The organism is Streptomyces sp. NPDC008238, assembly GCF_042956445.1.
Taxonomy (GTDB): domain Bacteria; phylum Actinomycetota; class Actinomycetes; order Streptomycetales; family Streptomycetaceae; genus Actinacidiphila.
Map to the genome: position 1 here is coordinate 70,366 of NZ_JBIBGK010000014.1, position 10,681 is coordinate 81,046.

A 10,681-nucleotide genomic window follows, 5' to 3' on the forward strand; every position below is an offset into this window, starting at 1 on the left:
GACACCGCTCTTCCGCACGCCGACGAGCGGGTGCCCGCATCCTGAGACCGTGTCCCACGTCCGCGGGTCCTGTGGCAGACTGCCGATGTGCCCTCGTTCGCCATGATTATCGGCAGCAGGCGCGCCGGTCCTCAGTGATCGCACCACCGCAGACCATCGCGGAAGCGACCACCGTGTCCCAGACCCGCGCGCAGACCTCTCGCACCCGCGAGAGGTTTTTTCGTTTCCCGGCCCACCCGCGCCGGGTGCGGCGCAGCGCGAGGGATGATGGGGGCAAGTGGAGCCCGGTCTTCCGGAACCACTCACCCGACAGGAGTTGGAACGAACCATGACGGCCGTACTGGACGACAGCTTCCACGTCTTCGACACCACGCTGCGCGACGGCGCGCAGCGCGAGGGCATCAACCTCACCGTCGCCGACAAGCTGACGATCGCCCGGCACCTGGACGACTTCGGGGTGGGCTTCATCGAGGGCGGCTGGCCCGGCGCCAACCCCCGCGACACCGAGTTCTTCGCACGCGCCGCCGACGAGCTCGACCTGCAGCACGCCCAACTGGTGGCCTTCGGCGCCACGCGCCGGGCCGGCGGCAGCGCCGCCGAGGACCCCCAGGTCAGGGCGCTGCTGGAGTCGGGCGCCCCGGTCGTCACCCTGGTCGCCAAGTCCCACGACCGGCACGTCGAGCTGGCCCTGCGCACCACGCTCGAGGAGAACTTGGAGATGGTCCGGGACACCGTCTCCCACCTGCGTTCCCAGGGCCGCCGCGTCTTCGTCGACTGCGAGCACTTCTTCGACGGCTACAAGGCCAACCCGGCGTACGCCAAGGAGGTCGTGCGCGCCGCCCACGAGGCCGGCGCCGACGTCGTGGTCCTCTGCGACACCAACGGCGGAATGCTGCCCGCACAGATCACCGCCGTCGTCCGCACCGTGCTCGCCGACACCGGCGCCCGCCTGGGGATCCACGCCCAGGACGACACCGGCTGCGCGGTCGCCAACACCCTCGCCGCCGTCGACGCCGGGGCCACCCACGTCCAGTGCACCGCCAACGGCTACGGTGAGCGGGTCGGCAACGCCAACCTCTTCCCGGTCGTGGCGGCCCTGGAGCTCAAGTACGGCCGCAAGGTGCTGCCCGCCGGTTCCCTCGCCGAGATGACCCGCATCTCGCACGCCATCGCCGAGGTCGTCAACCTCACGCCCTCCACCCACCAGCCGTACGTGGGAATCTCGGCCTTCGCCCACAAGGCGGGGCTGCACGCCTCGGCGATCAAGGTCGACCCCGACCTCTACCAGCACATCGACCCGGAACTGGTCGGCAACACCATGCGCATGCTGGTCTCCGACATGGCGGGGCGCGCCTCGGTGGAGCTCAAGGGCAAGGAGCTCGGCATCGACCTCGGCGACGACCGCGAGCTGATCGGCCGCGTCGTCGAGCGGGTCAAGGAGCGCGAACTCGCGGGCTACACCTACGAGGCGGCCGACGCCTCCTTCGAACTCCTGCTGCGCGAGGAGGTCGAGCGCCGGCCGCTGCACTACTTCCGGGTCGAGTCCTGGCGCGCCATCGTCGAGGACCGCCCCGACGGCACCCACGCCAACGAGGCGACGGTCAAGGTGTGGGCCGACGGCCAGCGCATCGTCGCCACCGCCGAGGGCAACGGCCCGGTCAACGCGCTCGACCGCGCGCTGCGCGTCGCACTGGAGCGCACCTACCCGCAGCTGGCGAAGCTGGAGCTGGTGGACTACAAGGTGCGCATCCTGGAGGGCAAGCACGGCACGGAGTCCATCACGCGGGTGCTGGTCGCCACCTCGGACGGCAGTTGCGAGTGGTCCACCGTCGGCGTCGGCGAGAACGTCATCGCCGCCTCCTGGCAGGCCCTGGAGGACGCGTACGCGTACGGGCTGCTGCGCGCCGGCGTGGAGCCGCGCCGGAACGACTGAAGGGCGCGGAACGAAGTGGCGGACGCGGCGCATTCACCCGCGTCCGCCGCGCCGAAAGGACGTCCGGGCACGCGACGCGGCTGCCCCGCCGGAATAATTGCCGTGGGCACCGGAATTCCCGCTCGGGTAATTCCGCGCGATTGATCCGTCCACGCCGGGCAAGCGTCCATGAGTGGACACCCGGCTCCCGTGTCGTTACGGTCGAATTGTCGGCGTCATCGACATGGGATGACTTGATCCACAGGTCAGATGGCGTCCGCAGCCGGAATCGCCCGGCTGTCATGGTGCCCCGCGCATTGCATTGCAGATTTCGCCCCCCGGCCCGTACGCATGTCCTCCATGTGCCCCGGCCGGGTCGAGGCACCATCCGCGCGTACCAGATTCCAGGCAAGAAGAAAGTCATGCGCGGCAAGCGAAGCATCGCATTGCTGGCAAGCCCCCTCGTCGCGGCCGCGGCGCTGGCGTTCTCGTCGGCGGTACCGGCAACGGCACACGCGGACACGGCGCACCACGCGACGGCGTCCGCGCAGCAGGCTCCCGCAAGGACGACCCGAAGTACCAGCAGGGTTACAGCGCCGGGCTCCTCGACGGACGCTTCGACGGAAAGTCCTGCTCGTACTACGACTCCTACAGCCCGGAGACGACGAACGCGAAGTACAAGTCGGGCTACTCCAGCGGCTACAACGTCGGCTACAGCGCCAAGTGCGCCCACTAGCGCCCCGCGGAATCCGCGTGCGTGCGCCCCGACTGCCGCGCATACGCGCGTAGAACACCGGGCACACTCCTCCTGCTCCACCTGCACCGCCGCCCCACCGGAAGCACGGTCCCCAGCAGGAGGAATCGCCCATGAAGTTCCGCTCCGTCCTGAGCGCGCTCGTCCTCGCGCTCGGGGTGCTGTTCGCGCCCGGCGTCGGTCTCGCCGCGTCCCACGACGCCTACGCCGTCACGAAACTGACGCATGCCCAGGCCACCACGATGTTCCGCAACGCCGGGATCACCTGGTCCTCGTCAGGCGGCTGTTCCAACCGCAACAACGCGACCTGCACGTCCTTCGACCAGCTCAACCAGCCGACCGCCCAGGGTGCGGTGACCCTGAAGCACGCCACCGGATGCGCCCTGAACATCACCGGCGGCACCGAGACCGGTCACGCGAGCGGCACCTACTCGCACTGGAACGGTTACAAGCTCGACTACGGCAAGAACAGTTGCGTCACCAACTACATCCACAGCGCCTTCACCTACATCGGCCTGCGCGGTGACGGCGCCCCCCAGTACCGCTCCGGCTCGGGCAACGTCTACGCCGACGAGGGCAACCACTGGGACGTCCTCTACTACAACTGCGGCGGCTGCTGACCCCGTTCGGTGAGCCGCCCGCGGCCCGGTCCCGGCCGGGCCGCGGGCGGTCCTCTCCCGCGTGGCACGCAGCCGGGCGACAAGGTCCGCGTTCCCGCCGAAGTCATCAACGCCGGGCGGCCGTTCGTGCCGGTTCCACTTCCACGGCACGCGGCGCGGTGTGCGCGGCCGGTGCGGGAGGGGCCTCACGCCCAGGCCAGGACCTCCACCGGGTCGCCGACCGCGATCGTGCCCGGCCGGAGCACCGCCGCCTTCATCGCGAAGCTCACCTTGTTGCCGTACTCCGGCTCCCGCCGGTAGCCGGCCAGGGTGCGCACCGGCTCCGGGCCCGCCGTACGACCGGTCGCCTGGTCGACCAGCGGCACGGAGCAGCGCATCGCGCGCACGGAGTAGCCGAGCCGGGCGGTGCCGGCGTCCATGACCCGCACCCGGTCCTCGGTGTGGGGCTCGGTCCAGCCGGCGACCACGACGTTGGACCGGAAGCGGTCCACGGGCACGGGTGCGCCACCGCGTTCGGTGATGCGCCGGTTGAGGTCGTCGAGCGAGGCCAGCGAGGCCACCGAGAGGGCGTGGGCGTCGGCGAAGTTGACCTTGCCCGGGTGCTCGCCCCAGCCGTCCCGGTCGAAGCCCGGACGCACGCGCACCAGGCGCGAGGGCGCGCCCAGCGCCTCGGAGAACCAGCGCGCGGCCTCCTCGCCCTGGTCCACCGCCGGCCCCAGCGGCCGGCCGAACAGGACGACCTCGCGCGGCGGCCCCTCGTACGCCACCTCCAGCGCCAGCTCCCCGGCGCCGGGTGCCGACAGCGCCAGGTGCTTGCCGTCGTCGGTGACCTCCGCGCGCACCACGGCCATCCGCGGCAGCGTCCGCTGGCTGCGGAAGGTCCCGTCGGCCGCGTCGACCACCATGAACGTACGGTCGTGGACCAGACCGGTCGCGGTGACGGAGGCGTTCGCCAGCGGCACGCCGGCGCAGCCCTTGACGGGGTAGCAGGTCAGCGAGTGCACGGTCGCTGCGGTCATGGGGCTCGTCCTTCCGGGGCGGGTAAACCCATTCGATCACGCCCCCGGGCCCGGCGTAGGTTCATCGCGTGACCGACGACACAGCGATACGGATCAGGGCCGCGCGGGCTGCGGACGCGGACGCGATCACCGCCGTCTTCCTCGCCTCCCGGGCCGCCGCCATGCCCTGGCTGCCCCGGCTGCACACCGACGCCGAAACCCGGTGGTGGGTCGCGAACGTGGTGCTGGAGCAGTGCCGGGTGTGGCTCGCGGAGGAGACCGGCACGGGTGCCGCAGCCGGCTTCGCGGCGCTCGACGGCGACTGGCTGGAGCACCTCTACCTGCGGCCCGACGCGCGCGGACGCGGCATCGGGACGCGGTTGCTCGACGAGGTCGTGCGCCACCACCCGGACGGCCCACTGTCGTTGCACGTCTTCCGGCGCAACACCGCGGCCCGCGCGTTCTACGAACGGCGCGGCTTCCGGGCCGTCCCCGGCAGCGGGAGCACCGCGAACGAGGAGGGCGAGCCGGACCTGACCTACCGTCTGCCGCCCGTGGCGGACCGGTGACCAACGGCACACGTACCGACCAGTAACGCGGGCACCCCGCGGATCATAGGGTGAGCGCCGTACGCTCCCCAACCCTCGAACCCCGGGAGACCGCATGCGTTCCGCGAAGGACTTCTTCCGACCGCTGGCCGTGGGGGCCCCGGCCCCCGTACGGGAAGTGCCGTTCCGGCCGTCGCGGATGATCCACTTCTTCGATCCGAGCAACGAGAAGATGGCGGCGAAGGTCCCCTCCATCGCCCCCAAGGTGGACGTCCTGCTGGGCAACCTGGAGGACGCCGTCTCCGCCGACCGCAAGGAGGCCGCCCGTGCGGGGCTGGTCGCCACGGCCAAGGCCAACGACTTCGGCGACACCCAGCTGTGGACCCGCATCAACAGCCTCGACTCGCCCTGGGCGCTGGACGACCTGCTGACCCTGGTCGCCGAGATCGGCCACAAGCTCGACGTCGTGATGGTGCCCAAGGTCGAGGGCGCCGAGGACATCCACTACGTCGACCGGCTGCTCGCCCAGCTGGAGGCCAAGGCGGGCGTCGAGCGGCCGATCCTCGTCCACGCGATCCTGGAGACCGCGACGGGCGTGGCGGCCGTCGAGGAGATCGCCGGTGCCAGTCCCCGGATGCAGGGCATCTCCCTCGGCCCGGCCGACCTGGCGGCGAGCCGCCGTATGAAGACCACCCGCGTCGGCGGGGGACACCCCGGGTACCTCGTGCGGGAGGACCCCAAGGACCCCGACATGGAGCTGCCGCGGCTGACCTTCCAGCAGGACCTGTGGCACTACACGATCGCGCGGATGGTTGACGCCTGCGCCGCGCACGGGATCCTGCCCTACTACGGCCCCTTCGGCGACATCAAGGACACCACCGCCTGCGAGGACCAGTTCCGCAACGCCTTCCTGCTCGGCTGCGTCGGCGCGTGGAGCCTGCACCCGGTCCAGATCGACATCGCCAAGCGGGTCTTCTCCCCGGCGCCGGCGGACGTGGCCTGGGCGCGCCGGGTCATCGACGCCATGGGCGACGGCACCGGCGCGGTGATGATCGACGGCAAGATGCAGGACGACGCCACGGTCAAGCAGTGCCACGTCGTCGTCGAGCTCGCGGAGGCGCTGGCCGCCCGCGACCCGGAGCTGGCCGAGGCGTACGAGTCCGCGTACAAGGAGCAGGAGCAGAACCGATGACCGACGCGATCCTGCGGCCGCGCCGCTCCGTCCTGTACATGCCCGGGGCGAACGAGCGCGCCCTGGAGAAGGCGAAGACCCTCCCCACCGACGCGCTCATCCTCGACCTGGAGGACTCCGTCGCGCCCGACGCCAAGGCCGACGCCCGCAAGCGGGTCGCCGCGGCCGCCGCCTCGGGCGAGTACGGCTACCGGGAGGTGACCATCCGGGTGAACTCGCCGGGCACCCCCTGGCACGAGGACGACCTGCGGGCCGCCGCCGAGGCGGGCCCGGACGCCGTGGTCGTCCCCAAGGTCGACTCGGCCGCGACCGTGCACGCCGTCGAGCGCGCCCTGGAGGCCGCCGGCGCCCCGGACCGCACGGCCATCTGGGCGATGGTGGAGACCCCGCGCGCGATGCTGGACGCCCGGGCTGTCGCGGCGGCCTCGGAGCGGCTGCGCGTGCTGGTCATGGGCACCAACGACCTCGCCAAGGAGCTGCACGCCGAGCACGTCCCGGGCCGCGCCCCGCTGCTCACCGGGCTCTCCCTCGCCCTTCTGGGTGCACGCGAGGCAGGCAAGGTGATTTTGGACGGTGTCTACAACGACGTCACGGACGAGACCGGCTTCGAGGCCGAGTGCGTCCAGGGCCGGCAGTTCGGCTTCGACGGCAAGACCCTCATCCACCCACGGCAGGTGGGGATCTGCAACAGGGTCTTCGCCCCCTCGGAGGAGGAAGCCGACAAGGCGCGGCGCGTCATCGCGGCCTTCGAGGAGGCCGTGGCCGAGGGCCGCGGGGTCGTCACGGTGGACGGCCGGATGGTCGAGAACCTCCATGTGGATGACGCCCGGCGTGTCCTTGCCCTGGCCGAGGCGGTATCCGGAAGGTAGCGCTCCCGTAGAGTCCGGGTGGACGACCGCTACAAAGAAAAGGTCCCGCACGTGCCGTGCGGGGCCTTTCTTGTGTTGGTTCTGTCCAGATGCTCCATGAAGCGGGTCCGGACACTGTACGAAGTCGACGCCGATTTCCGCGGCCCTCCGCTCGTATGGTCGATGGCATGAGCGTTTTGGACGAGGTGCCGACCCAGCCCGCCGAGGCCGGAGGGGCCGAAGAGGCCGCGCAGCCGGCGAACGACGCCCGCGGGCGCGTCGCGGAACTGCGCGCCATCCGCGAGCAGGTCCGGCTCGGCCCCAGCGAGAAGGCCACCCAGGCCCAGAAGGCCAAGGGCAAGCTGACCGCGCGCGAGCGCATCGAGCTGCTGCTCGACGAGGGCACCTTCAACGAGGTCGAGCCGCTGCGCCGGCACCGCGCAAGTGGCTTCGGCCTGGAGGCGAAGAAGCCCTACACCGACGGTGTCATCACCGGCTGGGGCACCGTCCACGGGCGGACCGTCTTCGTGTACGCCCATGACTTCCGGATCTTCGGCGGCGCGCTGGGCGAGGCCCACGCCAGCAAGATCCACAAGATCATGGACATGGCCATCTCGGCCGGCGCCCCGCTGGTCTCGCTCAACGACGGTGCCGGCGCCCGCATCCAGGAGGGCGTCTCGGCGCTCGCCGGCTACGGCGGCATCTTCCAGCGCAACACCCGCGCCTCCGGTGTGATCCCGCAGATCTCCGTGATGCTCGGCCCCTGCGCCGGCGGCGCCGCGTACTCCCCGGCCCTGACCGACTTCGTGTTCATGGTCCGCGAGACCTCCCAGATGTTCATCACCGGCCCGGACGTCGTCCAGGCCGTCACCGGCGAGAAGATCTCCCAGAACGGGCTCGGCGGCGCCGACGTCCACTCGGAGGTCTCCGGCGTCTCGCACTTCGCGTACGACGACGAGCAGACCTGCCTCGAGGAGGTTCGCTACCTGCTGTCGATGCTGCCGCAGAACAACCGCGAGAACCCCCCGTCGATCCCCGCCGCGGACCCGGCCGACCGGCGCGGCGACGTCCTGCTGGACATCGTCCCCGCCGACGGCAACCGCTCGTACGACATGCACCAGGTCATCGAGGAGCTCGTCGACGACGGCGAGTACCTGGAGATCCACGAGCGCTGGGCGACCAACATCATCGTGGCCCTGGCCCGCCTCGACGGGCAGGTCGTCGGCATCATCGCCAACCAGCCCGCCTCCCTCGCCGGCGTCCTCGACATCGAGGCCAGCGAGAAGGCCGCGCGCTTCGTGCAGATGTGCGACGCCTTCAACATCCCGCTCCTCACCCTTCTGGACGTACCCGGCTTCCTCCCCGGCGTCGACCAGGAGCACGGTGGGATCATCCGGCACGGCGCCAAGCTGCTGTACGCGTACTGCAACGCGACCGTGCCCCGGATCTCGCTGATCCTGCGCAAGGCGTACGGAGGTGCCTACATCGTCATGGACAGCCAGTCGATCGGCGCCGACCTGACCTACGCCTGGCCGACCAACGAGATCGCCGTCATGGGCGCCGAGGGCGCCGCGAACGTGATCTTCCGCCGCCAGATCGCCGAGGCCGACGACCCCGACGCCATGCGTGCCCGCATGGTGAAGGAGTACAAGTCCGAGCTGATGCACCCCTACTACGCCGCCGAGCGCGGCCTGGTGGACGACGTGATCGACCCCGCCGAGACGCGCGAGGTCCTCATCCGCTCGCTCGCGATGCTGCGCACCAAGCACGCCGACCTGCCGTCCCGCAAGCACGGCAACCCGCCCCAGTAAGGGAGAAGACGAACCCCGTGAGCACCCCTGCCGACAGCACCTCCGCCGCCCTCGTGCGCGTGGAGCGCGGCCACGCCAGCGACGAGGAGCTGGCCGCCCTCACCGCTGTCCTGCTCGCCCGCGCCGCGGCCCAGGGCCAGGACGCGACCGACTACGTCAAGCCCCGCTCCACGGCCGGCTGGCGCCGCCTGGAGCGGCAGTCCGGCTTCAGCGCGCCCCACAGCTGGCGCAGCTGACCCTCCGGCCCCGTACGGCGGCGCGGCACCCCTTCCCGGGTGCCGCGCCGCCGTTGTCGTACGGGCCGGGTGGTCGCCGTCCTGGGCGCGAGGACAACGCGAAGGCCCCGCACATCCCGTGCGGGGCCTTTCGCGTCGTCGCGGGAGCGGGGACCGCTACCGCAGGCGCGCCATCAGCGCGTGCTCGACCAGCGTGATGAGCGCGCTCTTGGCCTCGGCGCGGTGCCGGGCGTCCGTGATGATGATGGGTGCCTCGGGACCGATCTGGAGGGCCTCGCGGACTTCCTCCGGGTTGTACGGCTGGTGGCCGTCGAAGCCGTTGAGGGCGATGACGAACGGCAGGCCGCTGTTCTCGAAGTAGTCGACCGCGGGGAAGCAGTCGGCCAGCCGGCGGGTGTCCACGAGGACGACCGCGCCGATGGCGCCGCGCACCAGGTCGTCCCACATGAACCAGAAGCGGTCCTGGCCCGGGGTACCGAACAGGTAGAGGATCAGGTCCTCGTCCAGGGTGATGCGCCCGAAGTCCATCGCCACGGTCGTCGTGGTCTTGTCCGGCGCGTGCGTCAGATCGTCGATCCCCGCGGAGGCGGAGGTCATCACGGCTTCGGTACGCAGCGGGTTGATCTCCGATACGGCACCGACGAACGTGGTCTTGCCCACGCCGAAGCCGCCCGCCACCACGATCTTCGCCGAGGTGGTTGAGCGAGCTGGACCGCTAGAGCTTGCGAAGTCCACTGAGCACCCTTTCGAGCAGTGTCACGTCTGGCTGTCCGCCCGAGGCATCGTCGCCACCGGGCTGGTGAATGGCGACGAGCCCGGCCTCCGCCAGGTCGGCGACGAGGATTCGGGCGACGCCGAGGGGGATGGAGAGGAGCGCGGAGATCTCCGCGACCGACTTGATCTCCCGGCAGAGGATGCAGATCCGCTGGTGCTCCGGCAACTGGCCCCGCAGCTGGGCCGGATCGGCGGTCGTGCTGACCAGTGCCTCGATGGCGAGCTGGTAGCGCGGCCGGGTGCGGCCTCCGGTCATGGCGTAGGGGCGTACCAGACCGGACGGCGTCCTGGCGCGCCCGGTCTGAGCTGTCCGAGGCGGTGGCGCCTGCGGGGGTTCGTACGGCTGGATCCTCGGCTGCCGGTGGGGCGGCATGGGGCCGGGGTTCCCCCCACCGTGGGAGGGGGGTGGCTCCTGGCTCGGTGCCGAGGGGAAGTTGAACCGCTTCAGGGGCGGCTGCTGTTGGTGATTGCCGTACTGATCTCCGCCTGGGGGCGTTGCCACGGTTCCTCCTCCAGCTGGGTAGCGCGTCTGAAAACCCTACGGGTCCCCAGACGCGCCCGCATGCCTGTCCGTTAGTTGAGCAGGCTGCCCTGCAATTCCGCACGCAGATCGGGGGTGAGCACATTGCCCGCCCGGTCGACCAGCAGGGCCATCTCGTAGCCCACGAGGCCGATGTCGCACTCCGGGTGCGCCAGCACGGCCAGCGAGGAGCCGTCCGAGACGGACATGATGAAGAGGAAGCCGCGCTCCATCTCCACGACGGTCTGGTTCACGTGGCCGCCCTCGAAGATGCGCGAGGCACCCGCGGTCAGCGAGGTCAGACCGGAGGCCACCGCGGCCAGCTGGTCCGCGCGGTCCCTCGGGAATCCTTCGGACATCGCCAGCAGCAGGCCGTCGGCAGAGACCACAACCGTATGGGAGACCCCTGGGGTCTGGTCCACGAAACTGGTGATCAACCAGTTCAGGTTCTGTGCCGCCTGGCTCATC

General features: G+C 70.8%; 11 protein-coding genes. 7 read left to right on the forward strand and 4 right to left on the reverse strand.

All coding sequences use genetic code 11. The features are described from left to right. The first annotated feature begins 328 nt into the window (after positions 1–328). Both cimA and ACFZAU_RS25665 read left to right on the forward strand, forming a co-directional pair. Positions 329–1,933: a citramalate synthase gene (gene cimA / locus ACFZAU_RS25660; RefSeq protein ID WP_500554135.1), complete on the forward strand. Its 1,605-nt coding sequence runs from the start codon at positions 329–331 to the stop codon at positions 1,931–1,933. An 846-nt stretch (positions 1,934–2,779) separates the two neighbouring features. Next, positions 2,780–3,286: a hypothetical protein gene (locus ACFZAU_RS25665; protein ID WP_499602251.1), complete on the forward strand. Its 507-nt coding sequence runs from the start codon at positions 2,780–2,782 to the stop codon at positions 3,284–3,286. Between the two features lie 185 nt (positions 3,287–3,471). On the opposite strand, the gene ACFZAU_RS25670 is transcribed toward ACFZAU_RS25665, so the two are convergent. Continuing rightward, positions 3,472–4,305: an MOSC domain-containing protein gene (locus ACFZAU_RS25670; protein WP_500554136.1), complete on the reverse strand. Its 834-nt coding sequence runs from the start codon at positions 4,303–4,305 to the stop codon at positions 3,472–3,474. A gap of 68 nt (positions 4,306–4,373) precedes the next feature. Between ACFZAU_RS25670 and ACFZAU_RS25675 the strand changes: the two genes are divergently transcribed. The 5 genes from ACFZAU_RS25675 (at position 4,374) to ACFZAU_RS25695 (ending at position 8,919) form a co-directional block, all read left to right on the forward strand. Beyond that, positions 4,374–4,853, forward strand: coding sequence for a GNAT family N-acetyltransferase (locus tag ACFZAU_RS25675; protein ID WP_500554137.1), 480 nt, complete (start codon positions 4,374–4,376; stop codon positions 4,851–4,853). Between the two features lie 94 nt (positions 4,854–4,947). Continuing rightward, on the forward strand, positions 4,948–6,024 hold the full coding sequence (locus ACFZAU_RS25680; protein WP_499602247.1) for an HpcH/HpaI aldolase/citrate lyase family protein: 1,077 nt from the start codon (positions 4,948–4,950) through the stop codon (positions 6,022–6,024). Continuing rightward, complete coding sequence (locus ACFZAU_RS25685) at positions 6,021–6,893, forward strand: HpcH/HpaI aldolase/citrate lyase family protein (RefSeq protein ID WP_500554138.1); 873 nt, start codon at positions 6,021–6,023, stop codon at positions 6,891–6,893. Before ACFZAU_RS25680 ends, ACFZAU_RS25685 begins: the two co-directional genes overlap by 4 nt. A 167-nt stretch (positions 6,894–7,060) precedes the next feature. Beyond that, complete coding sequence (locus tag ACFZAU_RS25690) at positions 7,061–8,683, forward strand: acyl-CoA carboxylase subunit beta (RefSeq protein WP_499602243.1); 1,623 nt, start codon at positions 7,061–7,063, stop codon at positions 8,681–8,683. 17 nt (positions 8,684–8,700) lie between these two features. Further along, the gene (locus ACFZAU_RS25695; RefSeq protein ID WP_089224994.1) at positions 8,701–8,919 is read left to right on the forward strand and encodes an acyl-CoA carboxylase epsilon subunit; all 219 of its coding nucleotides are present in this window, start codon (positions 8,701–8,703) and stop codon (positions 8,917–8,919) included. 156 nt (positions 8,920–9,075) lie between these two features. Here ACFZAU_RS25695 and ACFZAU_RS25700 read toward each other — a convergent pair whose 3' ends face one another. From ACFZAU_RS25700 to ACFZAU_RS25710, 3 genes are all read right to left on the reverse strand, one after another. Beyond that, positions 9,076–9,654 carry a GTP-binding protein gene (locus ACFZAU_RS25700; RefSeq protein WP_089224993.1) on the reverse strand — a complete coding sequence of 193 codons (579 nt, stop codon included), beginning with the start codon at positions 9,652–9,654 and terminating at the stop codon, positions 9,076–9,078. After that, positions 9,635–10,195: a DUF742 domain-containing protein gene (locus tag ACFZAU_RS25705; RefSeq protein ID WP_499602242.1), complete on the reverse strand. Its 561-nt coding sequence runs from the start codon at positions 10,193–10,195 to the stop codon at positions 9,635–9,637. Before ACFZAU_RS25705 ends, ACFZAU_RS25700 begins: the two co-directional genes overlap by 20 nt. A 71-nt stretch (positions 10,196–10,266) precedes the next feature. After that, positions 10,267–10,680, reverse strand: a complete 414-nt coding sequence (locus ACFZAU_RS25710; RefSeq protein ID WP_018562059.1) for a roadblock/LC7 domain-containing protein — start codon at positions 10,678–10,680, stop codon at positions 10,267–10,269. Between the last annotated feature and the right edge of the window lies 1 nt (position 10,681).